Annotated in this window: 2 protein-coding genes; both read left to right on the top strand. The window is 35.7% G+C overall.

What is annotated here, in order from left to right; genetic code table 11:
• Nucleotides 1–204 precede the first annotated feature (204 nt).
• Nucleotides 205–2,025 (top strand): KUP/HAK/KT family potassium transporter, encoded by a 1,821-nt coding sequence (locus JHC35_RS02815; protein ID WP_295041861.1) that lies wholly within the window; start codon nucleotides 205–207, stop codon nucleotides 2,023–2,025.
• A gap of 1 nt (nucleotide 2,026) precedes the next feature.
• Nucleotides 2,027–3,220: amino acid permease (locus JHC35_RS02810; RefSeq protein ID WP_295041860.1), on the top strand; the 1,194-nt coding region annotated here is incomplete at its 3' end.

Below are 3,220 nucleotides of genomic sequence, written 5' to 3'. Positions count from 1 at the left end.
CAATTTACTTCCTGTACTCTTTTAAGTATCATATTTTATATTGTCGTTTTTAAAATTTCTTAAAGTATCCGAATTCAGTGTTTACTAAGCTACACAGTTGCACAATGGGGAGAGTAACTTTGGATTTTTATAATATTTAGCAAAACATTATAGAAATTTAAAGATTATAAATAAACATGTACATATAGTTACGAAAAGAGTATTATGACATTTAAAGAACGCATTAAAAGCGAGATGATGGTTATCAAATCGCTTGGAGTAGTCTATGGAGATATTGGCACGAGTCCAATATATACACTGGGGATAGTTTTACTTCTCATCAAACCGACACATGAAGCGATTTTTCAAATTCTTTCATTAATAACTTGGACTCTGATCTTATTAGTCACAGTCCAGTACGGATGGTTAGCGACAAGTCTTTCTAAACGAGGTGAAGGCGGAACCGTCGTTTTAGTACAGCTTTTACTTCCCTATTTAAAACAGGCTAAAGCGGTAGCGATCGTTAGTGTGTTAGGTTTTATTGGGATTTCATTATTAATCGGAGATGGTGTCATTACGCCTGCTATCAGTATCCTAAGTGCTGTAGAAGGGATTGCTTTAATTCCAGGCTATGAAACTACTTCAAAAACACTACTTTTATTTATTGCTACTGCAGTTACCTTTGTGCTATTTATTGTTCAAAAAAGAGGGATTGAAAAGGTAGCTAGTGCATTTGGACCGGTAATGGTTATTTGGTTTTTTGTTCTTGGATTAGGTGGAGGATATTATGTTCTTCAACACTTAGAAATTTTCAAAGCTTTATCTCCAGTGTATGCATATGAATTTATAGCACAGCATCCGGGCATATCTTTTATTGTTTTGGCAGATGTATTGTTGTGTGCTACGGGTGGAGAAGCGTTATATGCAGATATGGGTCACATGGGGCGCCTCCCAATTCTTAAAGGATGGCTCTTTGCTTTCTTCGCGTTAATACTTTCTTACTACGGACAAGGTGCATTTCTTCTTTCGCATCCTAAGTCAGCTAGTAGTCCATTTTTTGAGTTATATCATACACTTGTCCCCTCATTGTATATACCAATTCTTTTACTCAGTATTGCTGCGACTGTTATCGCATCTCAAGCCATGATTAGTGGTATTTTTTCTGTTTTATATCAAGCGATGACAACTCGAATTTTCCCTCATTTCAATGTGAAATACACATCTGATGAATTGCGTAGTCAAATCTATGTCGGCTCAGTAAACTGGTTTTTATTCTTTTGTGTCATATTTATGTTATTTACTTTTAAAGAGTCTGCGAAATTAGCCTCTGCATATGGCCTTTCTGTTGCAGGTGCTATGAGTATTACCGGAATATTGATGAGTATGATTTTTATGTTCCAAAAAAAATATTTTAAGATGTCGATTGCAGTCGTTGCCACATTGGTTAGTTTAACTTTCTTTGTCTCTTGTTGGCTTAAAATACCAAATGGCGGATATTGGTCGTTGATTATTGCGTCTATTCCTTTATTTATCGTTGTTCTTTATACGCAAGGTCAAAAGCGATTATACACTTCTTTGGTTCCAGTGGATAAAGATCTTTTTTTGACCGAATACGCTCAATCTTATAAACAAGGAAATCATATTTTTGGTACAGCACTTTTCTTTGCACGTAGAACAGATCATATACCGGCTTATATTGCTAAAACTATGTTTCAAAATGGAATTATTTATGATTACAATATTATTGTTATTATTCAAACCTCTTCTGAATCTTATGGGATTACAAGCACAATGACACCACTTGGAGAAGCACTAGATCTTCTTACTATCCGTCCAGGTTATATGGAAAAACTTAATGTAGAAACTATATTGAGAGAAAAACACATTAATGAACGTGTCATTTTTTATGGGGATGAAGAGATTGTTTCTAGTAATATCTTTTGGAAGATTTTTGCAATGATTAAAAGTTTATCTCCAACCTTTGTAAGTTTTTATAACTTTCCATATGAAAAACTGATCGGTGTTGCACGTCGGGCAGAAATTTAGGATGAAAATAAAAGACCAACCTTCCCTTCTTCCAGTTCTTGGAATAGGCACGGCGATACTGCTTGTAGCTGGAAATATGATTGGTTCTGGAGTTTTTAAAAAAATCACACCTATGTCATCAGCGTTGATGAATGGACATCTTATTCTTGTAGCTTGGATAGTTGCTGGATTTATTACCATGCTTGGCGCCTTTACTTTTGCATCATTAGCTACTACCACAAAAGAGGCTGGGGGGCAGTTTCAATATTTTAAAAATGTATTTGGAGATTTTTTCGGGTTTATATATGGATGGAGTTTTTTTACTGTTATCAGTACTGCTTCCATTGCTTCGATCGCTTACGTTTTTGCTGAATCTCTTGTAAATCTATTTCATCTTTCAGCACTATTTCAAGGCTGTGCTCAGTACAATATTATGGGCGTTATTTTTCCATTTCAAAACGGAATGGTTAAGTTAGTAGCCATCAGTACTTTAGTTATTTTGACATTGTTTAATATTCGCGGTGTTCAAGGCGGAGGATGGCTTAGTAATATTGTCACAACTGCAAAAATCATAGGTATATTTTTACTCATCTATGTGGGATTAACATATACTGGAAGTTTACATGTAGAGTCAGTTATAAGTTCTCCAATACAAACTGGACAAACGGGTGAGATTTTACAGATGAGCGCTTTTTTTACCGCAATGCTTGGAGCCTTTTGGGCGTATGATGGTTGGGTGAATATCACGAATATGGCAAGTGAGTTTAAAGACCCTACAAAAAATATCCCTAGAGCAATTATCATAGGAACGGCTATTACAATGTTTTTGTATGTTTTGGTTAATTATGCTTATCTTCAAGTCCTTTCTCCGGCTGATTTTGCACATTTAAGTACGCAAAACGGAAACATTGCAGCTGTAGAAGTTGCCAAAATCACCATGGGTTCTCTAGGTATTACAATTGTTTCATTATTGATCATGGTCTCGACATTTGGCGCAACACAGGCAAGTACGATGTCTGCCGCACGAGTTTACTATCAGATGTCAAAAGAAGGTTATTTTTTTAAACCCTTTGCTAAGGTACATGCACAGTATCACACCCCTCATATTTCATTGATCGGACAGAGTATTTGGGCATCCTTACTCATTGTAAGCGGTTCATTTGATCAGCTAACGGATATGCTGATTTTTGCCGCTTTCATATTTTATGCTATGGGT

It is taken from the genome of Sulfuricurvum sp. (assembly GCF_022759005.1).
In the GTDB taxonomy this organism is placed as follows: Bacteria; Campylobacterota; Campylobacteria; order Campylobacterales; family Sulfurimonadaceae; genus Sulfuricurvum.
This window is presented reverse-complemented; position numbering and strand designations above follow the sequence as displayed.